This is a genomic window from Candidatus Methylomirabilota bacterium (assembly GCA_028870115.1).
Lineage (GTDB): Bacteria > Methylomirabilota > Methylomirabilia > Methylomirabilales > Methylomirabilaceae > Methylomirabilis.
In genome coordinates this window covers 23,868-47,088 of record JAGWQH010000025.1, presented here as the reverse complement: position 1 = coordinate 47,088, position 23,221 = coordinate 23,868, and the positions used below count along the sequence as shown (strand labels likewise).

The window sequence follows — 23,221 nt, the reverse complement described above, 5'->3', positions numbered from 1 at the left end:
GTCGGCAAGGAAGGGGGACAGAGGAAAAGGCGGGTCTGAGGAGGATGCGCGGGAGCAACCCCCCCCCATGTTTCCTAATCGGCTTTGGTGGTGGCGAGCTTCTTGATGATCTCCTCGAAGTATTCGATCGGGTAGGCGCCCTTCACCGGGATACCGTTGAGCAGGAAGCCTGGGGTGCCGTTGAAGCCGAACCGCTTGGCTTCCTCGATGTCCGCAGCGATACGGTCTTTCACGGCCTGGCTCTCGGCGTCCTTCTCGCACCTCTCCACGTCGACGCCGAGGTCCTTAGCGGTCTTCTTGAAGAAGTCGACTCCGAGCTTGTCCTGATTCTCGAAGAGGATGTCATGAAACTTCCAGGCCTTCTCTGGCGACTGGATCGCGACGGCCTCGAGCCACTGGGCCGCGGGCATGGCTTGGGGGTGGAAAGGCAGGGGCAGGTGCTTGTAGATGAAGCGCAGGTCATTGCCATGCCTCTTTCTCAGCTCCTCAACGGTGGGGTAGGCCCTTGCGCAGTAGGGGCACTGGAAGTCGGAATACTCCACCAGAGTGTACTTGGCGTCCTTGCTGCCACGGATCCGGGTCTTGTCGTCAATCGCGGGCTTGAGAGGGTTCCTGAAGGCGTCCTCGTAGGCCCTTCGCTCAGCTTCCTCGGCCTCCTTCTGCATGCGAGCCTGTTCCTCGAGCCCAGTCTGATTGATGATGTCGAAGATAGCCTTCCTGTTGGCCTTGATCGTCTCGATAAGTATGTTGGGATTCTCCTGCAAAACCTTCTTAAGCTCGTCGCCAGTGATCTCCGCAGCCTGCGCAGTGGCGTAGGCTAGAATCACGATCGTCACGGCGGCGAGGGCTCGGCCGATCCTCATGCTCTCCTCCTGCTGAGTTCCTTCAGCATATCATTTGTCCTATACGGTCCGGGCGCTTCCGTCAATGAAAGCAAGGAGGGCAACCTCTTTGAGGGGGATGCCCTCCTTTGCTGAGTTCTCCAGTCCTACAATTCTATTGCCTTTGTGTTCTGACCGCGGTGCACGCCTCCGCTTCAAATCGCGCTTAGTTCTTCACCCTTCCTTTTGGTATTACGATGGGCCTTGGAGACACGACACCAGAATCCGACACTGCGATTTCTCTCGCGGCTGCTTCATCCGCCGGATTCTTCAGGATGAGAACCGCCGGGATTTTCCCGCCTCCTGGTCCAGCGGGTACGATGCGAACGATGAGATTAGGTTGGTTAATACCGAGCTTTCGCAAAACCTCTCGCACCGACGCCTCGGTTACCCCATGACCAATCTTATCCAACTCATCTCCGATGGCGGCCGCCTGCGCCGGAGTTACGACCGTCGTGTCAGATACCATCCTATTGACGTTGCTTTTCGACAAGTTAAGGTTGGACGTAGCCCAAGCCATCGACCCCACCGCCATGAGCAGGCTCGTGACGGCACACACAAAGAACAGTCGTTTCATCTGCAATCACCTCCTTCAACTTAAAGAATCCCCGTAGGCTGACTACGAGTTGCCCGCTTGTCATCATTCTCACTCCGCGTCACGCGCCTGGAGCTTCAGCGAGAATTGAGGGCGTTATGTTCTGATTCCCCGTTTTGATGAGGATCACGCCTGGATGCCGGTTGAAGCCTACCCCCCCGGCGAAAACTTGAGGCAGGCATGACATATATCTATATCTTGTGCGATACCTATATGGGACATGTCCTACTGGATTGCTCCTTCTGGCTTGCATGGTCCACCCTGTGTTATCGGTCCCGCCAGACTCTCAATCGTCCACCAGTAGCCACCGGAGCACACAGTGATCCTTTGTACCGTACCCCCGCCACCTTTGCCACCAAGCCGTACTGCGTTTTGGCAGGACGCATATTTTTTGGCATCGTTCTTGTGATTGACGCATAGATCTTTCTGACCCATCACTGCTTCATCAGGAGGACGCAAAGGCTTCCTTCTTTCCTCAGCCTTCTGTTGCGCAGCGCCCAGGCCAGTGAAGGCCACTAGTATCACCACGCCCAATGCTAACGTCAGCAGCTTCTTCATCGCAATTGACCTCCTTCTCTCCCCGCGAAGAACGTGTTTCGCCTCGCCTATCAAGGCGTGCTCAAGCCCCCACTCCGAGTTCAGATCGCCGGGCTTCACGCCACCAACTAAGGGCTAGGAACCTTCACGAGGTCCCCGCGCGAGGCCTGAAAGGGCGACCGCGTCTTGGCCACGCTGAACTTCTCCTGGACGCTCACCACCTCGATCTCGCCTCGTTTGTCTTCCACAATCCCCAGGAGAGCCCCTGACTCGGGATCCATTAGTTCCCGCACGACGGCCGTAACGGTGAAGCGATCGCCCAGCTTCACGCCCGCGCCGGCTCCGGCGTTGATGTACACCTGGTTGCCTGTCACCTCCACCACCCGGCCTGTCCACGGCACCGGCTCCGTCGATCGGATGATGAACATCACGGCCTGCTCGATAGCCTGCCGCGTCGCCAGTCCGAGCACAGTCTTGTTGAACGCGTCGCCGCCGAAGGTTACCTGCTGCACGTTGATGTCCGCCGAGATCCCGCTCTGCGATGTGTTCGCCTCGACCCGGTGCGACTGTACCACTTGGCCCGTGGTGGTATCGATGACACGCACATCCATCCCGACCACACCCCTGGTAGTTTGGGCTCCAAGGAGACCGCCCAGCAGCCCTGAAGCCGCCCCAACCCCCAGATGCAAGCTCCCGCCACCGGCCCCCTGATCAAACTCGGTGACCGAGCCCGCGACGAGAAGCTGGGCCCCAAGGATCCGACTCACCTGAGCGACGGTCTCCCTGGAGACGATCTTCTGCATGGCCATCTCCTGCTCACGCATCACAGGCATAAGCTCGGCCCGCTCCACGACGATGAAGTGACCAGAATTGACTAGGGCAGTGGTCAGTTGGGCCGCCAGACCGCCACCAATATCCCAGACACCATACTGGGCCATAAAGGCGCCGGCGGCATCGAATTTGGCGACCGCGATCCGCTTCTTGGGGCCCATCAGCGGGGGGAGTCCACTCTGGAGGCCTATGGTCGGTATACCTACCGCGGGGCCGGAGGCCGGCGGTGCAGTCGGCTGCGACGAGCCGCCGCCAGTACCGGCGCACCCCGCCAGCACTGCGAGAAGAATGAAGAGCGCCGTCGACCTCGTAGGCTGCTTTGCCATTCTCATAACTTCCTCCTGATGGATTCTCCGATGGACGTGTGCCCGTCTACCCCCGGAAACACCACGGCCCTTCAGGGCTTACCAGCCTTGACTTAGCTCGTCGCAGGCTGCCATGAAGGGCCGCACACATTCTTCTTGTCTGACGCTGAGGCTTAAATGGCCAATCCCCGTCGGTTGACATGACTACCCTCTCAACGGAGAAGAATTCCAAGAAGAAACTACAATGTTATCATCCTCTTCCCACCATGGATGTCAAGGAGAAAGTCAAGCCAAATATTAGAGACAGAAAGTTGTCATTACGAACGAAGTGGAGCCATCTCGCACTGTTACGCTGAGTTTACCACCCACCCTGCCTCTGCCTGCGGCAGGCAGGGGTGCTCGCAATGACGAGGGAAATCGAGTGAGATTAGACAGTCTTATCCGGCCAGGGGCAGAGGTGACGGACGGGGCAGCGGGGGCAGTCGGGTCGCTTCGCCATGCAGACGGCGCGACCGTGGAAGACGAGCAGGTGGGTCAAGCGAATCCACTTCTCCTTTGCGATGATCCGGCAGAGCTGTTGCTCGATCTCATCCGGTTTGTCGCTCTGTGCCAGGCCCAGGCGGTTCGCCACCCGCATGACATGGGTGTCCACCGCAATTCCGGCCGTGATCCCCAAGGCGTTGCTCAGGACGATGTTGGCGGTCTTACGCCAGACGCCGGGCAATGTGATTAACTCCTCCATCGTTTGCGGCACCTGCCCGCCGAACTCCTCCATGATCTTCTTACAGCAGCCGACGATGCTTTTGGCTTTGTTCCGGTAGAAGCCCGTGGACCGGATCGCCTCTTCCAGCTCGGCGGGATCGGCCTCGGCGAACGCCTTTGGAGTCGAATACCGCTTGAACAGCCCCTTTGTAACTTGGTTAACCCGCTCATCGGTACACTGGGCGGCAAGGATCGTAGCGATCAGCAGTTCGAACGGGTTCTTGAAGTCAAGCGTCACGCAGGCATCGGGGTAGGTCTCCTCCAGGATGGCAAGGATCTTTTTTGCGGTGGCAGGGGTGGCGCTACGAATGTCGCCCTTCGCCGGTCTCAGCTTGACCATTTCGTGACCTCACGGGCGGTGCCGGTCAGATCCAAGGACCCGATGAGATCGGTCACGCGCCTCACCTTATGGTCGATCAAATATGCCTCGATCCCATCAATGACCCGTTTTGCGCTGCTCGGCGAGGTGAAGTTGCCCGTCCCGACCGCAACCGCTGTGGCGCCGGCGATCAAGAACTCCAGTGCGTCGTCGGCCGTTATGATCCCGCCCATTCCGATCAGCGGGAGCTTCACCGCTCGCGCCACCTCCCAGACCATGCGGACCGCGACCGGCCGGATGGCCGGGCCGGAAAGTCCACCCGTCACGTTGCCGAGCTTTGGCCGACGGCTTCGCACGTCGATGGCCATACCGATCAGCGTGTTGATGAGGGAGAGCGCGTCGGCCCCGGCATCCGCCAGCGACTGCGCGATCTCCACTACATCAGTAATATTTGGTGAGAGCTTCGGGATGAGTGGAAGCAGTGTTGCCTGCCGTACCTGCGATATCAGTTTGTGAGCCAACACCGCATTGCAACCGAAGATCAGACCGTCGGCCACGTTGGGGCAGGAGATGTTCAACTCGATTCCGCTGATCCCCTCTTGATCGCTGAGCCGCTTCGCCAGCTCCACGTAGTCATCGATCGACTCGCCGGCGATATTGACAATGACAGGCGGCCCCAACTTCCTCAGGTAGGGGAGTTTCTCCTCGATGAACGCGTGTACGCCGACATTCTGGAGGCCGATGGCGTTCAACATCCCGCCGGGGGTCTCCACGATCCGAGGCGGCGGATTTCCGGCTCGCGGCGTACGTGTGATAGTCTTGACAACGATGGCCCCCAGGCGAGAGAGGTCTACGTACGGCTCAAACTCCTGAGCATAGCCAAAGGTCCCGGAGGCGGTCATCACCGGGTTCTGCATGGTGATGCCCGCAACAGTCACACTCAGATCCGGTCGTTTAGCGTGGCTCACGACAGGCTTCACGTTTTTATCCCTCGTCCTTCGCACCCCGCGCACCTTGATCCCGCTCCTTTTTAACGGCTGTCCGGTAGCACTGCTGGAGACGGCGCGTGACTGGGCCGGGGCTGCCGGTACCGATTTTGGAGCCGCCAACCGCAATTAAGGGCGTGATCTCCTTGAGGGAGCCGGTAAGGAACGCCTCGTCCGCAGATAGGAGCCCACCGAGAGGGACCGGGGCTTCGTGGACGATCAAGCCTTCCCGCTTCGCCAGTTCGACAACCACTTCCCTGGTAATACCCGGTAAGAGCCCAGAACTTAAAGGAGGAGTCACCACCATCCCTTGTGAGACTGAGAACACGTTGCTCGTGGTTCCCTCGATGACGCAGCCATCGGCCTCCACAAATAAAGCCTCCACTGCGCCTTCACGTTTCGCCTGCGCCATCGCCAGCATGTTATAGAGATAGTCAAGCGACTTGATCTGGAGCGGGTTGAATGGACTTCCCCAGCGAACCGTAACCGCGCCGATCCCGACCTGCTGACGTTCAGCGATTCCCTCATCCAGTGGCCTGGCGACCAACAGTAGCGTAGGTGGGAGGGGCGCGTCGGGAGGCAGGAGAGAACCCAGCACGTCCGGGCCTCTTGTCACCGTCAACCGCAAGGAAGCATCAGTAACTTGAAGACGATTGCGCCGGAGCAGCTCACCCATCAGCTTTCGCCACTCGCCCACGTTACTTTCAAACGGGATTCCGATCTGATCGGCGCCTTTCTTGAGGCGAGCGAGGTGGCGCTCGAGGCCAAAGATCCACCCGGTATACGCCCGGATGGTTTCAAAGAGGCCATCGCCGTACGAGAACCCTCGATCGAACGCCGATACCTTCGCCCGCTCAGCCTGTACATAGCGCCCGTTCAGATAGACAAAGGCCATCCGCTTCCTTTACCTCCCAAAACCAGCACCCACGCCAAGGGTTCGAAAAAAGGTTTCGGCCTTGAGCAGCGTCTCCTCGTACTCTCGTGCCGGCGAGGAGTCGGCCACAATCCCTCCGCCCGTCTGGAAATAAATCCGTCCGCCCGTCGCGATAGCTGTTCGAATGGCGATGTTCAGTTCCATCCCTCCCGAGAACCCGATGAACCCGATCGCCCCGGTGTAGAGGCCACGAGCCGTTGGCTCTACCTCGTCGATCACCTCCATCGCGCGGATCTTCGGGGCCCCGGTGATCGACCCGCCAGGGAAGGTCGCTCGCAGACAGTCGATCGGATCTATCCCGTCCTCCAGGGTGCCCGCTACGGTTGACACCATGTGGTGGAGGGTGTGGTAGGTTTCGATCGTTTCGAACTGCTCCACATGCACGGAGCCGACCTGACAGATTCTGCCCAGATCGTTTCGCTCCAGATCCACGATCATGACATGTTCGGCGCACTCTTTCGGATCGTGACGGAGATGGCCGATGATCCGCGCATCGTCTTCCACAGTCATCCCGCGAGGACGGGTCCCTTTGATCGGACAGGTCGAGATCCGATTCCCCTCCACCAGCAGGAACCGTTCCGGAGAGTTGGACAGCACATGGAAGGGGCCACAGTGAAGGTACGCCCCGAATGGCGCGGGGAAGCGACTCCGAAGCCGCCGATACAGCGCCCACGGTTCGCCGGAGAACTGCGTGGCGAAGCGCTGCGAGATGTTGGCCTGATAGATATCGCCGGCGGCAATATACTCCAACACCGCCTCCAGCGCCTTACAGTATTGCTCTTTCGACATGTTGCTCTCGAGAGGAGCCTCAAGATGCGGCAACTCAGGCGGCCCGCTCCCGCCCGGCAGCTTGGCGCGCGCTATCAGGTCGCGACCCTCCTGCAACCGCTCTCGAGCCCTTCGCTCGCGGGCGACGCCCGGCGGCAGTGGCAGCCCGGAGGAGGTAATGAGCAACTCGCCCGTTGCCGGCTCAAACCAGAAGAGACGGTCGTAAAAATAGATTATACAGTCAGGCAGCCTCAGGTCGTCTACCGCCGCAGCCGGTAGTTTTTCGAGATGATGTCGAAGATCATACCCGAAGTAGCCGATAGCGCCGGCTATTGGAACGTCCCCGGCAGACGTCACGCCACCATACTGCCTGAGAGCCGCCTGAAGGTGTTGGAACGGGTCACCCCTGACTCGGCGGATCTCACCCTGGAGCGAGATAGTGATCTCATCGCCCTTCGCCGAGAAGGTGAGGAACGGATCGTAGCCGAAGCATGGCGCCCGCCAGTGATTCACAGCCCAGGGATCGGCGTCCAGGAGGCATAAACCGGGCTCGGCGGCAACCAGACCAACCAGATCCGTGAGGGCAGGTGGATTCGAAACTTCCTCTGCGATGAGGTTGAAAGACTGATGGGTGGTACGAAGCTCAGACATGAAGGGCGATGGGGTCATATCTGGTCTGTTTGGTCTATCGACCGAATTGACGGGATAGGCGGGATAGTCCCATTAACCCAAAGGATGTCGTGACCATCAAAGACCGGCCCCTCCTTGCAGACAAGGCGGTAGGTCCGACCTGCCTGTGCGTCGCACGCAGACGGGTCTCGCTTATCCCCCTTCACCGGCACAACGCAACCCATGCAGGCCCCAAACCCGCAGGCCATGTTCGCCTCGAGGGAGGCCTGGTATGGCAGATTATATTTCTCGGCAATCGGCGCAAGAGCCGCCAACATGGGGTACGGGCCACAGGCATAAATCCCCCCGTGCCCCCCTTTTGTAAAGGGGGGATGAGGGGATTTGGAGTGCGAGGCGTTGAGATACTGCTCCAGCAGCTCGGTTACCAGTCCTTTACGACCGGCGGTGCCGTCTTCTGTGGCCACCTGGACCGTCGCGCCGGCTCGCTGAAGGTCCGGAACGCACAGCAGGTCAACCTTCGATCTCCCGCCGAGAAAGGCGGTTATCTTCGCTCTGCGTGATACTCGGCGTGCAGCGAACGTCTCAGCAAGAGCAGCGATGGGGGGTACGCCGACTCCGCCGGCAACCAGGACGACGTCCGTCACCCTTCGCGGAACCTCGAAGCCGTTGCCGAGCGGACCGAGCATGCGGAGAGACCTTCCCGGACGCATCCCCGCCAGAAGCGTCGTACCTCGGCCACACACCTTGTAGAGGATCTCCACCTCGCACTGTGCACGCCAAATCCCCCCGTGCCCCCCTTTTGAAAAGGGGAGTTGGAGAGTTTTCGTACGCCTGATGCTCATGGCCCGAGGCAGCAGCGGATCTTGTCCATCGATCCATCCGAGCATGAGGAATTGCCCGGGACGGAAGCGCGTCAGGCGCGCTGGGCCGGCTAGACGCATCGAAAAGTACTCTGGCGCGATCTGCTTGTTGGCGACCACTTCGACGAGAGCCTCTGAGGCCGCTATCATTCCCTCCACATCGCACCTGTATGGGCGACCGGCCGGTCGCCCCTACGTGCCTCGTACCTGGTGATACTCCTGCAGCGCTTTGACCCTCAACGTCCCGCGCTGCATCGCCTGGATCGCTTCGACCGCCGCGCGCGCCGCGGCCATCGTAGTAAAGTAGGGAATGCCCATCGTCACCGCGGTCCGCCGGATGGAGTAGGAATCCAGACGCGCATGGTGACCCCCCGGCGTATTAATAACCAGGCCGATCTCCCCGTTCTTCATCTTATCCACAATATGCGGGCGCACGCCGTCAATGACCTTCGCCACTGCCTCAACAATCACACCCTCACCTTTTAATACGGCCGCGGTCCCGGCCGTCGCCACAACCTGAAAGCCCAACTCCATAAGTCGTCGCGCCAACAGCACGATATGCGGCTTGTCATTGTCCCGTACGCTCAGGAAGACCGTTCCCTCCAAGGGGAGGGCGCCGCTCGCGCCTACCTGCGACTTGGCAAAGGCCAGTCCAAATTCGCGGTCGATTCCCATTACCTCGCCGGTTGATCTCATCTCCGGCCCTAAGACGGCATCAACCCCTGGAAACTTCACGAACGGCAGGACCGCTTCCTTGACCGCCACATGGCGAAGCCCGGGCTCCTCGGTCACGCCAAGCTCCTTCAGGCTCATCCCGGCCATAATCTTGGCTGCCAGCTTGGCCAAGGGGACGCCGACCGCCTTGCTGACGAAGGGGACTGTCCGCGAGGCGCGGGGATTCACCTCCAAGACGTACACGACACCGTCTTTGATCGCGAACTGGATGTTGATCAGACCAATAACCCCAAGCTCCAGCGCCATGGCCTTCGTCTGGACCCGGATCTGATCGAGCAACGGCTGAGCCACCGATCGGGGCGGCAACGAGCAGGCCGAGTCGCCGGAGTGGACTCCGGCCTCTTCGATATGCTCCATGATCCCCCCGATTACGACATCCTGACCATCGCACAAGGCATCTACGTCCATCTCGATGGCATCCTCGAGAAACTTATCCACCAGTACGGGATGTTCCAGCGAGGCCTGTACGGCCCGAGTCATGTACTCCTGCAGACTCGACTCATTATAAATGATCTCCATCGCCCGACCACCGAGGACATATGAGGGCCGAACAAGAATCGGGAAGCCCACCTGCCGAGCGATCCGAAGCGCCTCACTCACCGAAACGGCGGTCCCATTCGGCGGCTGATTCAGACCAAGATGCTGCAGCATCTGCTTGAACCGTTCCCGGTCCTCGGCCCGGTCGATAGCGTCGGGTGGGGTTCCCAGAATCTTTACGCCCGCCCGCTCGAGCGGGATGGCCAGTTTCAATGGCGTCTGTCCGCCGAACTGGACGATCACTCCGTCCGGCCGCTCCCGTTCCGTAATGTTCAGAACATCCTCCAGACAGAGCGGCTCGAAGTACAGACGATCAGAGGTATCGTAATCCGTCGAGACCGTTTCCGGGTTGCAGTTGACCATGATCGTCTCATAGCCGATTTCTTTCAGGGCGAAGGCCGCGTGAACGCAGCAGTAGTCGAACTCGATCCCCTGGCCGATCCGATTCGGGCCGGAACCCAGGATTATGATCTTTTTGCGATTGGTCGGGTTAGCCTCGCACTCCTGCTCATACGTCGAGTACAGGTACGGCGTATGGGCTACGAATTCGGCGCCGCAGGTGTCTACCATCTTGAAGGTAGCCTCAATTCCCATCCGCTTCCTGGCATCCCGGACAGCGGATTCCTGAGAGCCGATGAGATCGGCCAGTCGCCGGTCGGAAAAACCCAAAGCCTTGGCCTCACGCATGACAGGGGTCGTCAGGAGGCGAAGCATCGATGACCCGCTGCGGCGCCCGTTGGGACCGATCACTCGGTCCTCAAAGTCCACAATCTCTTTGATGTTTTCGAGGAACCAGGGATCAATGGCTGTAAGTCTGTGAATCTCCTCTACCGTCATCCCCAGCCGAAACGCATCGGCAAGGTAAAAGACCCGCTCCCAATTGGCAACGCGAAGGCGGTCTCGGACCAGCATCCGGTCCGCCTCACTCACCTCGGAATCTCGCGCCTCGCGCCCCGCACCCCGCACTGCCAAGTCCCTGAAGATACGGCCCTCAAGCCCATACGCCTCAATCTCGAGCGAGCGGATCACTTTCTGCAAGGCCTCTTTGAAGGTCCGGCCGATTGCCATCGCCTCCCCAACCGATTTCATCTGCATCGTCAGTGTCTCGTCGGCGCCGGCGAACTTCTCAAACGAGAATCGAGGGAACTTCACGACGCAGTAATCAATGGTCGGCTCAAAGCAGGCAGTGGTCTCTTTCGTAATATCGTTGCTGATCTCGTCCAGCGTGTAGCCCACCGCCAGCTTGGCGGCGATCTTTGCAATCGGGAACCCGGTGGCCTTGCTGGCCAAAGCCGAGGATCGAGAGACCCTCGGATTCATCTCAATCGCCAGCATCCGTCCGTTCTCGGGATTGACGGCGAACTGGATGTTGCTACCGCCGGTCTCCACGCCGATCTCTCGGATAACGGCAATGGCGGCATCCCGCATAAGCTGGTATTCTTTATCGGACAACGTCTGAGCCGGAGCCACCGTAATTGAGTCGCCGGTGTGGACGCCCATCGGGTCAAAGTTCTCGATGGAACAGATAATCACGACATTGTCCTTCAGGTCGCGCATGACCTCCAGCTCAAACTCCTTCCATCCGATCACGGAGGCTTCCACCAGGATCTGGTGGACGGGGCTCACATTGAGACCCCACTGGACCTGCTCGTCGAATTCGTCCCGGTTGTAGGCGATACTGGCGCCGGTACCGCCGAGCGTAAACGACGGACGGATAATGGCCGGATAGCCGATTCGCTCGACGATGGTACGAGCCTGCTCGAAGGAGTCGGCATAGCCGCTCTCAGGCACCTCAACGCCGATCTTCTGCATCGCTTGCTTGAAGAGGTCGCGGTCTTCGGCCTTTTTGATGGCATGGAGCTTCGCCCCGATCATCTCAACCCCATATCGGTCCAGGATCCCGTCCTCAGCCAGTGCAACAGCCAGATTGAGGCCGGTCTGACCCCCGAGGGTGGGGAGTAGCGCATCGGGCCTCTCCCGGGCGATGATCTGCTCAACAACAGGCACAGTCAGCGGCTCCAGGTAGGTTCGGTCAGCCATCTCCGGGTCGGTCATGATCGTGGCCGGATTTGAGTTGACCAGGATCACCTGGTACCCTTCTTCCCGGAGGGCTTTACAGGCCTGTGTCCCCGAGTAATCGAACTCGCACGCCTGCCCGATGACGATCGGACCCGACCCGATGATCAGGATTTTCTCGATGTCGGTTCGCTTAGGCACCTATTTCACCTTCACGCCGTAGGCGAGGCCATCGCCTACCGACAGGATCTGAGCCAGCAACTGGGGATGGTGGACGAAGTAGTCGTTGAAGCCGCGCAGCGCCTCTGTTGAGCGACGATACTGCTCGCCGAACAGCCGATTGCTCGCTATCTGCCCTTTCCAGAGGACATTATCGCACACGACAACTCCGCCGGTCCGCATCAGCGGTAAGGCCAGATCCAGGTAGCTCCGGTACTCCTCTTTCACCGCATCAAGATAGATGAGATCAAACGGCCCGTCGAGACTCGGGATGACCGTCAGAGCCGGACCCTCATGAAACTCGACCTGATCCTCCAAGCCTGCCCGTTTCACATACGCCTTCGCCTTCCCGATCATCTCGGTACTGATGTCGATGGTCATAACTTTACCTTGAGGCGACATGGCCCGCGCCATGAAGATGTCGGCATACCCGATGGCGGTTCCGACCTCCAGCGCACGCTTCGCCCGAATCGCCCGGACTGTGATCTCCAGAAACGTTGCGACCTCAGGATCAGCGATGGGGACGCCATGCTCATGCGCAAAGCGTTCCATCTCCCGCAACAGCAGGTCCCTCTCGGGCAGCAGCCGCTCCAGATAGTCCTCTTGTTCCTTATGGATGATCAGTCCGATCTGCGCCTTCATTTGCGTGCGCCAGCCTTTGCCATCAACTCTACGAAGCGCTGAAACAGATAGTTCGCATCATGAGGACCGGGGGAGGCTTCCGGGTGGTACTGTACGGAGAAGATCGGCAGGCGGCGATGACGCATCCCTTCAACAGTGTGGTCGTTCAGGTTGACGTGGGTCAGCTCAATCTCAGTGTCCGGAATCGACGCGATATCTACGACAAAGCCGTGGTTCTGAGTGGTGATCTCCACCTTCCCCGTCGTCAGATCCTTGACAGGCTGGTTGCCGCCGTGATGACCGAACTTCAGCTTGTAGGTCCGTCCCCCGAACGCGAGGCCCAGGATCTGATGCCCCAGACAGATGCCGAAGATCGGCTTTGTGCCGATCAGCTTCTGAACGTTGTCGATCAGATAGGGCACGCCCTCCGGGTCGCCGGGACCATTACTGAGGAAGATGCCATCCGGGGCCAGATCCAGGACCGTAGACGCCGGGGTGTCCGGTGGGACCACCGTTACGTCGCACCCTGCCTCTATCAGCTTTCGCAGAATATTCTGCTTGATCCCGCAATCGTAGGCTACCACCTTAAAGGATCTAGGGTGGAGGGTGGAGGGTGGAGGGAAGAGCTTAAGCTGGTCTGCCAACGCGACGCTCGACGCTCGACGCTCGACGCTGTTACCGTGGCCTTTGCTCAAATGCCACGGTCCCTCGTGCCAGGTGTACGGCGACGCACAGGCGACTTCCTTCACCAGGTCACGTCCGATCAGGCCAGGCGAGGCCTTCGCTCTGGCAATCAGGCTGTCGGGTTTGAGATCGTGTGTGGAAATTACCCCTTCCATCGCTCCATGGTCCCGGAGATGGCGGGTCAAGGCGCGGGTGTCAATCCCCTGAATGCCTACGATGCCCTGCTCTGCAAGGTAGCTGTCGAGGGTCTGAGTGCTCCGCCAATTACTTGGGTGAGCGCTTGCCTCCTTCACAATAAATCCCTCTACCGCCAGAGCGCTCGATTCGGCATCTTCAGGATTGATTCCGTAGTTACCGATTAGCGGATAGGTCATGACGACCATCTGACCCTTATATGAGGGGTCGGTCAGGACCTCCTGGTAGCCGGTCATACTGGTGTTGAAGACCACCTCGCCGGCGGTCTCTCCCTCTGATCCAAAGGAGCGCCCCTCGAAGATGGTGCCATCCGCCAGCGCCAAGAGCGCCCTTTTCACAGGTCTCTCCACGTTACGCCTCCCACACGACCTTACCTCCGACCAGCGTCGCCACCGTCGCACCGGTAAGCCGCCACCCGGCAAACGGCGTATTCCGACTCTTGGAGGCAAAGGTTGCGGGATCCACCGTCCAATCACGATTGGGATCAAAGATCGTGAGATCGGCATCGGCGCCCTCGGCGATCCGTCCCTTCGCGAGCTTCAGGATGCGCGCGGGCTCGCCGGAGAGTTTCGCTATCGCCTGTGGCAGGCTCAACACGCCCGGAGCCACGAGCGTCGTAAGCGTCACTGCGAGCGCTGTCTCCAGGCCGATCACACCATTAGGGGCCTGATCAAACTCCCGCTCTTTCTCTTGGACCGTGTGGGGGGCGTGATCCGTCGCGATCACATCGATAGTCCCGTCTCGCAACCCCTCCAACAGGGCCTGCCGATCGTCCTCGGAGCGAAGCGGCGGGTTCATCTTCGCGTTGGAATTGAAGCCGCGGACAGCGTCCTCTGTGAGCGCCAGATGATGCGGGGTGACCTCGCAGCTTACCCGCATCCTACGGGCCTTCGCCTCGCGAATCAGACGCACCGATTCGGCCGCGCTCACATGGGCAATGTGGAGCCTCGCGCCGGTCAACTCCGCCAGCAACAGGTCGCGCGCCACCATGACCGCCTCCGACGCCGACGGGATGCCGCGCAGCCCAAGCTCAGTCGAGACCAGTCCTTCGTGGACGACTCCCCGGCCGCTCAGATGCAGATCCTCGCTATGCTGGATGACCGGTAAATCAAACATCGCCGCATATTCCATGGCCCGCCGCATCAGTTCAGCATTCATGACCGGGCGGCCATCGTCGGAGATGGCCACACATCCCGCTTCGAACAGCTCCCCGATCTCGGCCAGCTCCTCCCCTTTCAACCCCTTCGTGATAGCGCCGATGGGATAGACCTGAACGGCCCCCTCGCGCTTGGCCGTGTCCAGGATGAACTCGGTCACTGAGCGCGTGTCGTTGACAGGATCGGTATTCGGCATACAGCAGACCGCCGTGAAGCCGCCCCGCGCTGCCGCCATCGTTCCGCTTGCGATGGTCTCTTTATCCTCACGCCCCGGCTGGCGCAGGTGGACATGCATGTCGATCAGGCCGGGACAAACCGTCAGTCCCGTCGCATCCATTACCCGATCAACGCTGCCTGATGTTGACTCCCCGCTCTTTGCAGTTTTCGACCCCCTGGCTTTACCGACTTCCGGTAGTTCGGTGCCTCCCGCTTCCCGCCTCCCGCCTCGTGTGCTTTTCTCAATTCGGACAATCTTTCCATCTTCGATAAACAGATCGAGAAGATCATCCAATCCGCTTGTCGGATCGATGACCCGCCCACCTCTGATCAGAATCCTCATGATCGCTCCATCCTTGGAACTATCCTGCCTGGCCGCCGCCGGCCATAAGGTACAGAAGCGCCATCCGTACGGCCAGGCCGTTCTCCACCTGATTCAGGATCAGCGAATACGGCCCATCCGCAACGTCCGGCGCGATTTCTATGCCTCGATTAATCGGGCCTGGATGCATGATCAGCACATCGGGCTTTGCGGCTTTCAGTCGTTCGGCGGTCAGGCCAAACAGGCGTGAGTACTCCCGCAGCGAGGGAAACAATCCGGCCTGTTGACGCTCGGTCTGCAGCCTGAGCATCATGATGATATCGACGTCGGCGACGGCTCGATCGAGATTCGTAAAGACCTCAACGCCGAGTCGCTCAATAAAACGGGGAAGCATCGTCCTGGGCCCTGCGATCCGCACCTCCATCCCCATCCTGTGCATCCCATAGATATTGCTTCTGGCGACCCGGCTGTGGGCGATATCGCCGATAATGGCGGCCTTCAGTCCCTCCAGTCTCCCCACCTTTTCCCTGATGGTAAACAGATCGAGCAGGGCCTGACTGGGGTGTTCGTGGGCGCCATCCCCGGCGTTGATAACCGACGCCGCAAGCCGCCCAGCCAGGAACCCCGCCGTGCCTGCCGCCGGATGGCGGATGACCACAATATCCGGGTGCATCGCCTGCAGCGTGAGACCCGTATCCTTCAAACTCTCTCCCTTAGTCACCGAACTGGCTGAGGTAGAGATATTGATGACGTCGGCGCTGAGCCACTTGCCTGCAATCTCAAACGATGTGCGGGTCCTCGTACTGGGTTCATAGAACAGATTGATGATCGTTTTACCACGTAGAGCCGGTACCTTCTTGATGTCGCGACGGGCCACCTCTTTCATCGACTCGGCGGTATCCAGGATCAGCCGGATCTCGTCCGACGTCAGTTCCTGCATACTCAACAGATCTTTATGTGCGAGGCCCATCGCGTCCCTCCCTACTGCTCCACGATGACGACTTTGTCCTCACCATCCTCCTCAGTGAGCAGGACCTGAATCTGCTCCTGTCGCGAGGTGGGGACATTCTTGCCGACATAATCGGCCCGAATCGGCAGCTCGCGGTGACCCCGATCGACGAGGACGGCAAGCTGAATGAGACGGGGCCGGCCAAGATCGATCAAGCCGTCCAGGGCTGCCCGGATGGTTCGGCCCGTGTACAGGACGTCATCCACCAGCACCACTCGCTTTTCATTGATCGAGAACGGGATGTCAGTTTTGCGAACGACCGGCTGTGGCCCGACCTTGTCCAGATCGTCGCGGTAGAGGGTCACATCCAAGGCGCCAACTGGCGGCTCAGCCCCGGCAATCAGCATAAGTTCCTTGGCGATCCGTCGTGCCAGATCGACCCCCCGGCTACGGAGGCCGATTAGCACCAGGTTCTCTGTCCCGTTATTTCGCTCGATGATCTCATGGGCAATCCTGGTGACCGCCCGCTGGATGGCCGATGGATCCAGGATTTGGGCCTTTTCGTTTAGCTCAGTGGCCATCGAATTCACGACATAAAAAAACCCCCTCACCATCCGGCGAGGAGGCTATTCGATACACGCTGACTACAATAATGACTTGCGGGGTCCCCACTGCATCTCCTTTTCGAACCTCTCTGAGTCCGATTAAAAGGTTAATTTATTGTAGCCGAAGGCGCAGTACTGTCAAGCTCAATCTTCACGCGTCCGACTTCAGAGTTTTTTGACTGTAATCCCAAGTGACAACCTTTTTAGGGACGACCTTCATGAGGAGCGGATCGGATCCGCTCACCAAGTACTTATAGCCCGGGTGCTCGGCTGTGCCAAAGTAGCGCTGCGCCATCGCATCGCGGAATTGCTGAAGCATCCGCTTATCGTTGACGAACTCCACCGTTCCCTGGATCATGATCCCTTTGTAGTTCTCGAAACCATCACCTCCATCGACGACGAGGGCTACCTTCTGATTGGCCTGCAGGTTCCGGCCCTTTTTGGATCGGGGTGAGGTCTCTATATAAAGTTCACCATCCAGCAGTATGTGCCACACAGGTACTACGTGCGGCTGGCCTTGGCGATCCACAGTAGCCAGCCGGCAGACCTTCTGCTGTCCCAAGAATACGTTCATGGCCTGTTGGCTCATTGTTGCCTCCACGTTTCTCCTCCTATGCCGCAGGCGGTGTGGCCCGGCGCGCGTCAATCAATTCACGAATAGCCGGAATCAGGTAGATGGTGGAAAGATCGAACCGTGACAGGCAATCAGCCAGGACCTGTATTCGATCGCCCGGCGCAAGACGATAATCGATGATCGCCACGAGTTGTCCTCGCAGCGTGCAGGTCCCGCTTCTCACGACGAATTCCTGGTGATCCAAGCTCTCGTAGAGGACCTTCACGCCAAGCTGGTCAGCTAACCTTTCAAGCTGTTGCAGGATTGCTGCCTCGACCATCGCGCGTACCGACGCCGTATAACTCTGAGCGTTAAAGCCACCCTACAGAAGAAGCGTACAAATGTCAAGGCGATGAATAGATCCCGAAGAACAACAAAAAACCGCTAAGGGATCGACCTGACGATCGATCCCTTAGCGGTCGGAGGGAGGGGAGGGTAGGAGGAGCAGAGCACATTTACCTAATTAGACAGCCGACATCGACAAGGGTTTAAGGGCCGAATTACCTTGCCTCACTAAACAAATTCTGCTACCAATAGGCTGAAGATAAGATCTACTAATCCCTCTATTTACAACTAGTTATACTGGATGCCACATCGAGAACCATGTCAGAGATCGCTACGCTTCGGGCGCAAGCTGAGGAACTCCGACGACTCATTCGCCGCCACGAATACCTGTACTATGTGCTGGACCGGCCGGAGATCACCGACGCCGAGTTCGACAAGCTCTTTCAGCGTCTGCAACAGCTTGAAGCAAAACATCCCGGCCTGATTACGCCCGACTCTCCGACGCAACGTGTTGGCGGTCAGCCTGTCGAAGGGTTTACCTCGGTGCAGCACAAGGCGGCGATGCTCTCGTTGGACAACGCCTACACTGCCGATGAAATTCTGGAGTTCGAGGCCCGTATCAAGAGGGCGCTCCCTGGCGAGCGGTTCACCTATGTGGTTGAGCCGAAGGTCGACGGCCTGGGCGTAGCCCTGCTGTATGAGGACGGCCGGCTTGTGCGGGGAGCTACCAGAGGGGACGGTCGATATGGCGAGGACGTGACGCAAAACCTGATGACGGTCAGGGGGATCCCCCATCGCCTGTACGGACCGTTAGCTACGTGTGCTGCCTTGGAGGTGCGCGGCGAGATCTTCATGTGGCGTCAAGCGTTTGAAAAGTTAAATCGGGGGCTGGAGACGGAAGGCGAAGAGCCGTTTGCCAATCCCAGGAATGCCGCGGCCGGCTCAGTCCGCCAGAAAGACTCGCGAGTTACCGTAAGCCGTCCCCTCGATATCTTCATCTATGGCGTCAGCTATGCAGAGCCGGATCCGTTCACAGACCATTGGCAGACCATGGAACAGTTGCTTGAGTCCGGATTCCTTCTTGATCCCAACGACCGCAAAAACACGCTGGAGCGCTATCGCCGGCGCTGCGCCGATATCGAGGGCGCCATCCAGACCTGCCTTGAGGTCGAGGCCGGTCGTGACGAGATCGGGTGCGACTGCGACGGCGTCGTGGTCAAGGTCGATGCAATCGAACAGCAGCGCAGGCTCGGCTCGACCACCCACCATCCCAGGTGGGCCATTGCCTATAAGTTCCCGGCGCGGCAAGCGACCAGTGTCATCAGAAAGATCGACATCAGCGTGGGACGAACAGGAGCGCTGACGCCGACCGCCCTGCTCGATCCCGTAGAGATTGCCGGCGCCACGATCAGCCGGGCGACGCTCCACAATGCCGATGAGATCGAACGTCTTGATGTCCGGGAGGGAGACAGTGTCCTGATCGAGCGGGCCGGGGATGTGATCCCGCACATTTTACGGGTGATTCAGGACAAGCGGCCGTCTCACAGCACGCCGTTCCGGTTTCCCACCCGATGCCCTGTCTGTGGCGCCGAGGCCTTCCGGCCAGAGGGCGAGGTCGTCAGCCGCTGCGTGAACTCCGCCTGCTTAGCGCGGCTGAAAGAGTCGCTGCTACACTTCGGCTCGCGCCGGGCCATGGACATCGAGCACCTTGGCGAGGCCGTGGTGGAGCAGCTTGTCGACCGGAAGCTGGTCCGGGAGTTCGCCGATCTGTACCGACTTGACGTGGACACGCTGGCAGGGCTTGAACGGTTAGCGCAGAAATCTGCTACCAACCTGTACAACGCCATCCAGGGGAGCAAGGGACGCGGGTTGAGTCGCCTGTTGTTCGCGCTGGGCATCCGGTATGTGGGCGAGCACGTCGCCACGATCCTGGCTCAGCATTACGGCTCGATGGATCGGCTGGAGCAAGCGCCGGAGGAAGAACTGGCTGAGATCTACGGCATCGGCTCTCGCATCGCCCAGAGTGTGGCGCTCTACTTTCGCCAGTCGGAGAACCGCCGTCAGATTGAGCAGTTGCGAGGCGTAGGCGTCAGCATGAAGGAAGCAGGGGTCACGGCGGGACCTCGCCCTCTGGCGGGCAAAACGTTCGTCTTAACGGGCGGGCTGGAAACCCTCACCCGCGACGAGGCAAAAGAGCTGATCGCGCAGGCCGGCGGCCGCGTGACTTCGTCGGTCAGCTCAAAGACCGATTACGCCGTCGTGGGCAAAGATCCCGGCAGCAAGTTCGACGACGCCAAGCGCCTCGGCGTCCCCACCCTCGACGAGGCCGCCTTCAAGAAGCTGTTTAACCTCAAGTAAGCGTGGACCCACTAAAGTAAGAGGGTGTGTGACAGAACCAAAACGAAAGATAGTGTTGCTTGTTGCACTGGCACTGGCCGGCGCAGTACTCATCGTCGGCTGGAGGCTGGTCCGCGAGAAGGGGGACGGCGACAACCTCGTGGCGAACGGGACGATCGAGGCTACCGAGGTCGAGGTCAGCTCGAAGTTGCCTGGCCGTCTCGCCCAGCTCCTGGTGAAGGAAGGAGACCAGGTTCAGGCCAATCAGGTCATTGCTCGTCTCGACACCTCGGAGATCGAGGCGGAGGTAGCGCAAGCGCAGGCGGCACTGGCCAAGGCCGAGGCCCAACTCAAAGAGCTGCTGGCCGGCTCGCGCCTTCAGGAGATCGAGGAGGCACGCGCCAATCTGCAGCAGGCCGACGATAACCTGAAGCTGGCACGGGACGATTGGGACCGCTTCGACAACCTCTTCAAAGAGGGCGCCATTTCGATACAGGAGCGGGACCGCGCCAAAAACCGGGTAGAGGTGGCCGCAAGTCAGGTCAAGGCCGCCCGTGAACGGTACGAATTGATCCGGGTAGGACCTCGACCGGAGGTCATTGAGGCGGCCCGCCACGAACGTGATCGGGCGAAGGGGGCGCTTGGAATGGCCAAGGTCCGACTGCGCGACAGTACCATTCTGGCGCCCCTCTCCGCAATCGTTCTCACCAAACGGGCCGAGCAAGGAGAGGTCGTCAATCCCGGTTTCCCTATTGTAATTCTCATCGATCCTGATGATCTGTGGCTGCGCGTCTACATCCCGGAGTCGGAGATCGGATTGGTGAGCATCGGCCAGGCCGCGGCGGTCACCGTCGATTCATTTCCGAATCGTCGCTTCGAAGGGAAGGTGGTCGAGATCAGCTCGAAAGCCGAATTTACCCCCCGCACGGTTCAGACCAAGAAGGAGCGCGTCAACCTGGTCTTTGGAGTCAAGATCAGCCTGGACAACCGGGACCGCCTGCTGAAGCCGGGGATGCCGGCCGATGCCGAGATCAAGATGGGAGGCAGAGGGACAAAACAAACCAGCCGTCGCCCGCCCGCCCGTTGGAGTCTCCTCAATGGCTGAGTTTGACCTCGACAGCTACGCCGTCATTACGAAAGGGCTGACAAAGCGATTCGGTAAGATCGTCGCCGTCGACCATATAGATTTAAGAATTAAGCGAGGCGAGATCTACGGATTCCTTGGTCCTAACGGGGCCGGGAAATCCACGACCATCCGGATGCTCTGCGGACTCCTGGACCCGACCGAGGGGTCAGGGTATGTGCTGGGCCACGATATTGCGAAGGAGCCGGAGCGGATCAAAGAAAAGATCGGCTATATGTCCCAACGGTTCAGCCTGTACGAGGACCTCACCGTCCGGGAGAACCTGGACTTCTACGCCAGTCTCTACTCGGTCCCTAATGGGATCAAGCGGGCCAGAATCGAGCAGATGGTCCAGATGGCCGACCTGACCGGGCGCGAGGGCACGCTGGCGGCCCACCTGTCGGGCGGCTGGAAGCAACGCCTGGCTTTGGGGTGCAGCATCATCCATAAGCCGGAGTTGCTCTTCCTGGATGAGCCGACGGCCGGGGTTGATCCGGTCTCCCGCCGCAACTTTTGGGATCTGATCTATCGGCTCTCCGAGGAAGGGATTACCATTGTGGCCACCACGCACTATATGGATGAGGCGGAGCACTGCGCCAGTCTGGGATTTATCTATCAGGGTCGGATCACAGCCCAGGGCAGCCGCGAGGAGATCAAGGCGAATGCCCTGAAAGGCCAGGTCGTCGAAATCGAATGTGATCCGATGCGGGAGGCCACGATATTTCTTGAAACGCTCCCTGGCGTGGCAGAGGTCGTGCGATTCGGGAACACCATTCACGTCGTCACCGAGGATAGGAGCCTTTCACCCGCCGACGTGGAGACCCGCCTGACCGGTGAGGGATTGAAGGTCAATCGGGTTGAGGCGGCGATTCCCTCGATTGAGGATATCTTTGTCTCCTTCGTGGGCCTAGCCGACCGGCGCTCCCTCCGGGCGCAACTGAAGCGAATGCGCGAAGGCGCAATATGAGGTCGCGCCTGTTCGGTATGATCCGTAAAGAGTTCATCCAGATGTGGCGCGATCGACTGACCGTCGGGATGATGCTCTCTATGCCGATGATGATCCTCGTCATCATCGGGTGGGCCATCAATACCGACGTGAAGCATATGGTGACCGCTGTTCTCGATCAATCTCGGACGCCTGAGAGCCGAGATCTCCTCCATGCCTTTACCAACTCTCAATATTTTAACCTCGACTATCACGTGGAAAGCTATGAACGGATCACCCATCTCATCGACAGCGGCAGCGCGAAGGTAGGGATCGTCCTTCCGCCAGACTATGCCCGCGCGCTCAAGCAGCAGCGCGTAGCCCAGGTCCAGGTGATTGTGGATGCCTCCGACCCCATGGTCGCGACATCGGCCATCAACGCGGCCAACGCCATCGGGCAGGTCGGCTCGCTACGGATCGCGTCCGAGATGCTCCAGCGGAGCACCGGCCGGGTCCCGCCCCCCACTCCCCTGGATGTCCGGGTCCGGGCCTGGTACAATCCGGATCTCGTCAGCGCCATCTTCATCATCCCGGGCCTCCTGAGCTTCATCTTGATGCAAACCACCATCACCATCATCGCCATGGTGGTAGTGCGGGAGCGTGAGCGTGGAACGCTCGAGGCGCTGATTGTCAGCCCGCTGCGCCGCTGGGAGTTGATGATCGGGAAAATCGTCCCGAATGTCGTGATCGCCTATGCGCAGATGACACTCGCCCTCGTATTCGGCGTCTGGGCCTTCGATATCCCGGTTCGTGGAAGCCTGGTCCTCCTGTATTTTCTATCGCTGTTCTTTATTATGGGAACTCTGGGTCTCGGCATCCTGTTATCCACAGTTGCCAGGACCCAGCAGCAGGCCATGCAGCTCGCATATTTTATCTTCGTCCCATCGGTCTATCTTTCCGGCGTGCTCTTCCCGATCGAGGGGATGCCGCCCCTGGCCAAGACCGTGGCGTATGTGATCCCGCTCACTTATTACGTGGAGATTATCCGCGGGATCATGCTGAAGGGGATCGGGATCTCGTATCTCTGGACGCATCTGCTGGTTCTTGCTGCCATTGGGGTTGTCCTGATCACAGCCAGCATTCTCCGCTTTCACAAGAAACTCGGCTGAGCACAGGGGCTCATTTCAAGACGCCGCAGTACCTGCTCACGTGGTAGAATGAAATCGTGAATGAACGCGCGAGGCTGGTCCTCTCAGTGGCTGCGACTGAGGGAA

Annotated in this window: 21 protein-coding genes; 4 read left to right on the top strand and 17 right to left on the bottom strand. The window is 59.5% G+C overall.

Annotated elements, in window-relative coordinates; genetic code table 11:
• Positions 1–74 precede the first annotated feature (74 nt).
• The 17 genes from KGL31_02090 to KGL31_02010 form a co-directional block, all read right to left on the bottom strand.
• Positions 75–863 (bottom strand): thioredoxin domain-containing protein, encoded by a 789-nt coding sequence (locus tag KGL31_02090; GenBank protein MDE2320696.1) that lies wholly within the window; start codon positions 861–863, stop codon positions 75–77.
• Between the two features lie 184 nt (positions 864–1,047).
• On the bottom strand, positions 1,048–1,458 hold the full coding sequence (locus tag KGL31_02085) for a hypothetical protein (GenBank protein MDE2320695.1): 411 nt from the start codon (positions 1,456–1,458) through the stop codon (positions 1,048–1,050).
• 243 nt (positions 1,459–1,701) lie between these two features.
• On the bottom strand, positions 1,702–2,034 hold the full coding sequence (locus KGL31_02080; protein ID MDE2320694.1) for a hypothetical protein: 333 nt from the start codon (positions 2,032–2,034) through the stop codon (positions 1,702–1,704).
• A 107-nt stretch (positions 2,035–2,141) separates the two neighbouring features.
• The gene (locus KGL31_02075; GenBank protein MDE2320693.1) at positions 2,142–3,170 is read right to left on the bottom strand and encodes a hypothetical protein; all 1,029 of its coding nucleotides are present in this window, start codon (positions 3,168–3,170) and stop codon (positions 2,142–2,144) included.
• A 406-nt stretch (positions 3,171–3,576) separates the two neighbouring features.
• Positions 3,577–4,251 (bottom strand): endonuclease III, encoded by a 675-nt coding sequence (gene nth / locus KGL31_02070; GenBank protein MDE2320692.1) that lies wholly within the window; start codon positions 4,249–4,251, stop codon positions 3,577–3,579.
• On the bottom strand, positions 4,239–5,234 hold the full coding sequence (locus KGL31_02065) for a dihydroorotate dehydrogenase (GenBank protein ID MDE2320691.1): 996 nt from the start codon (positions 5,232–5,234) through the stop codon (positions 4,239–4,241). The genes nth and KGL31_02065 overlap by 13 nt, the downstream gene beginning before the upstream one ends.
• Positions 5,215–6,111 (bottom strand): aminotransferase class IV, encoded by an 897-nt coding sequence (locus KGL31_02060; GenBank protein ID MDE2320690.1) that lies wholly within the window; start codon positions 6,109–6,111, stop codon positions 5,215–5,217. Before KGL31_02060 ends, KGL31_02065 begins: the two co-directional genes overlap by 20 nt.
• 9 nt (positions 6,112–6,120) lie before the next feature.
• Positions 6,121–7,569, bottom strand: coding sequence for an aminodeoxychorismate synthase component I (pabB, locus tag KGL31_02055; GenBank protein MDE2320689.1), 1,449 nt, complete (start codon positions 7,567–7,569; stop codon positions 6,121–6,123).
• 14 nt (positions 7,570–7,583) lie between these two features.
• On the bottom strand, positions 7,584–8,558 hold the full coding sequence (locus KGL31_02050; GenBank protein MDE2320688.1) for a dihydroorotate dehydrogenase electron transfer subunit: 975 nt from the start codon (positions 8,556–8,558) through the stop codon (positions 7,584–7,586).
• A gap of 42 nt (positions 8,559–8,600) precedes the next feature.
• Positions 8,601–11,897, bottom strand: a complete 3,297-nt coding sequence (carB, locus tag KGL31_02045) for a carbamoyl-phosphate synthase large subunit (protein MDE2320687.1) — start codon at positions 11,895–11,897, stop codon at positions 8,601–8,603.
• The gene (locus tag KGL31_02040) at positions 11,898–12,557 is read right to left on the bottom strand and encodes an O-methyltransferase (GenBank protein MDE2320686.1); all 660 of its coding nucleotides are present in this window, start codon (positions 12,555–12,557) and stop codon (positions 11,898–11,900) included.
• Positions 12,554–13,753, bottom strand: coding sequence for a glutamine-hydrolyzing carbamoyl-phosphate synthase small subunit (carA, locus tag KGL31_02035; protein ID MDE2320685.1), 1,200 nt, complete (start codon positions 13,751–13,753; stop codon positions 12,554–12,556). The genes KGL31_02040 and carA overlap by 4 nt, the downstream gene beginning before the upstream one ends.
• Before the next feature lie 13 nt (positions 13,754–13,766).
• Positions 13,767–15,131, bottom strand: coding sequence for a dihydroorotase (locus KGL31_02030; GenBank protein MDE2320684.1), 1,365 nt, complete (start codon positions 15,129–15,131; stop codon positions 13,767–13,769).
• A 19-nt stretch (positions 15,132–15,150) separates the two neighbouring features.
• A complete protein-coding gene (locus tag KGL31_02025; protein ID MDE2320683.1) occupies positions 15,151–16,080 on the bottom strand; it encodes an aspartate carbamoyltransferase catalytic subunit in 930 nt (309 codons plus the stop codon).
• A gap of 11 nt (positions 16,081–16,091) precedes the next feature.
• Entirely contained in the window at positions 16,092–16,640 is a 549-nt protein-coding gene (pyrR, locus tag KGL31_02020) for a bifunctional pyr operon transcriptional regulator/uracil phosphoribosyltransferase PyrR (protein MDE2320682.1), read from the bottom strand.
• Between the two features lie 175 nt (positions 16,641–16,815).
• Positions 16,816–17,265: a pyridoxamine 5'-phosphate oxidase family protein gene (locus KGL31_02015; protein MDE2320681.1), complete on the bottom strand. Its 450-nt coding sequence runs from the start codon at positions 17,263–17,265 to the stop codon at positions 16,816–16,818.
• A 10-nt stretch (positions 17,266–17,275) separates the two neighbouring features.
• A complete protein-coding gene (locus KGL31_02010; protein ID MDE2320680.1) occupies positions 17,276–17,557 on the bottom strand; it encodes a hypothetical protein in 282 nt (93 codons plus the stop codon).
• A gap of 323 nt (positions 17,558–17,880) precedes the next feature.
• On the opposite strand from KGL31_02010, the gene ligA reads away from it, so the two are divergent.
• The 4 genes from ligA to KGL31_01990 are packed head-to-tail and all read left to right on the top strand — an operon-like array spanning position 17,881 to position 23,116.
• On the top strand, positions 17,881–19,920 hold the full coding sequence (gene ligA / locus KGL31_02005; protein MDE2320679.1) for an NAD-dependent DNA ligase LigA: 2,040 nt from the start codon (positions 17,881–17,883) through the stop codon (positions 19,918–19,920).
• 28 nt (positions 19,921–19,948) lie between these two features.
• The gene (locus KGL31_02000; protein ID MDE2320678.1) at positions 19,949–21,004 is read left to right on the top strand and encodes an efflux RND transporter periplasmic adaptor subunit; all 1,056 of its coding nucleotides are present in this window, start codon (positions 19,949–19,951) and stop codon (positions 21,002–21,004) included.
• Complete coding sequence (locus tag KGL31_01995; GenBank protein ID MDE2320677.1) at positions 20,997–21,989, top strand: ABC transporter ATP-binding protein; 993 nt, start codon at positions 20,997–20,999, stop codon at positions 21,987–21,989. Before KGL31_02000 ends, KGL31_01995 begins: the two co-directional genes overlap by 8 nt.
• Positions 21,986–23,116, top strand: a complete 1,131-nt coding sequence (locus tag KGL31_01990; GenBank protein ID MDE2320676.1) for an ABC transporter permease — start codon at positions 21,986–21,988, stop codon at positions 23,114–23,116. The genes KGL31_01995 and KGL31_01990 overlap by 4 nt, the downstream gene beginning before the upstream one ends.
• The last annotated feature ends 105 nt before the right edge of the window (positions 23,117–23,221 follow it).

Bases quoted from the DNA above. Each gene is read 5' to 3' on its own strand.
- pabB (MDE2320689.1), bottom strand. From the start codon at position 7,569: ATGTCTGAGCTTCGTACCACCCATCAGTCTTTCAACCTCATCGCAGAG.
- KGL31_01990 (MDE2320676.1), top strand. From the start codon at position 21,986: ATGAGGTCGCGCCTGTTCGGTATGATCCGTAAAGAGTTCATCCAGATG.
- KGL31_02090 (MDE2320696.1), bottom strand. From the start codon at position 863: ATGAGGATCGGCCGAGCCCTCGCCGCCGTGACGATCGTGATTCTAGCC.
- KGL31_02060 (MDE2320690.1), bottom strand. From the start codon at position 6,111: ATGGCCTTTGTCTATCTGAACGGGCGCTATGTACAGGCTGAGCGGGCG.
- KGL31_02030 (MDE2320684.1), bottom strand. From the start codon at position 15,131: ATGAGGATTCTGATCAGAGGTGGGCGGGTCATCGATCCGACAAGCGGA.
- KGL31_02085 (MDE2320695.1), bottom strand. From the start codon at position 1,458: ATGAAACGACTGTTCTTTGTGTGTGCCGTCACGAGCCTGCTCATGGCG.
- ligA (MDE2320679.1), top strand. From the start codon at position 17,881: ATGTCAGAGATCGCTACGCTTCGGGCGCAAGCTGAGGAACTCCGACGA.
- KGL31_02080 (MDE2320694.1), bottom strand. From the start codon at position 2,034: ATGAAGAAGCTGCTGACGTTAGCATTGGGCGTGGTGATACTAGTGGCC.
- KGL31_02010 (MDE2320680.1), bottom strand. From the start codon at position 17,557: ATGGTCGAGGCAGCAATCCTGCAACAGCTTGAAAGGTTAGCTGACCAG.
- KGL31_02075 (MDE2320693.1), bottom strand. From the start codon at position 3,170: ATGGCAAAGCAGCCTACGAGGTCGACGGCGCTCTTCATTCTTCTCGCA.
- KGL31_02040 (MDE2320686.1), bottom strand. From the start codon at position 12,557: ATGAAGGCGCAGATCGGACTGATCATCCATAAGGAACAAGAGGACTAT.
- nth (MDE2320692.1), bottom strand. From the start codon at position 4,251: ATGGTCAAGCTGAGACCGGCGAAGGGCGACATTCGTAGCGCCACCCCT.
- pyrR (MDE2320682.1), bottom strand. From the start codon at position 16,640: ATGGCCACTGAGCTAAACGAAAAGGCCCAAATCCTGGATCCATCGGCC.
- KGL31_02025 (MDE2320683.1), bottom strand. From the start codon at position 16,080: ATGGGCCTCGCACATAAAGATCTGTTGAGTATGCAGGAACTGACGTCG.
- KGL31_01995 (MDE2320677.1), top strand. From the start codon at position 20,997: ATGGCTGAGTTTGACCTCGACAGCTACGCCGTCATTACGAAAGGGCTG.
- KGL31_02050 (MDE2320688.1), bottom strand. From the start codon at position 8,558: ATGATAGCGGCCTCAGAGGCTCTCGTCGAAGTGGTCGCCAACAAGCAG.